This is a genomic window from Enterocloster sp. 210928-DFI.2.20, from assembly GCF_020554465.1.
Classification (GTDB): domain Bacteria; phylum Bacillota; class Clostridia; order Lachnospirales; family Lachnospiraceae; genus Enterocloster; species Enterocloster bolteae.
Genome location: NZ_JAJCHK010000128.1, coordinates 1 through 260 on the forward strand (window position 1 = coordinate 1; position 260 = coordinate 260).

Below are 260 nucleotides of genomic sequence, written 5' to 3' on the forward strand. Positions count from 1 at the left end.
ATCCGGAAATTCGGCCAGGTCTATAACCATCCGGAGCTGATTTATTACATGGACAGGCCTGTGGACATCAAGTATGACCCGGAGGACGTAACCCGGCTGCTTGTATTTGACACCCAGGACGGCCATATGATTTGTGAGGCAGAGAGTCAGGAGCTGTTAAAGATTGCCCACAAGGTCCCGCAGGAGGCGCTAGAGCGCCACATCAGGCTCCAGAAGCAGCAGATGAAGGATGTGCGTGAGAAGCTGAAGGAAATGAGATG

1 protein-coding gene is annotated in these 260 nt (G+C 52.7%); it reads left to right on the forward strand.

Annotated features, from left to right (window positions below; all coding sequences use genetic code 11):
• The coding region (locus LI015_RS28135) for a Mu transposase C-terminal domain-containing protein (RefSeq protein ID WP_227126795.1) at positions 1 to 260 on the forward strand (260 nt) is incomplete at both ends.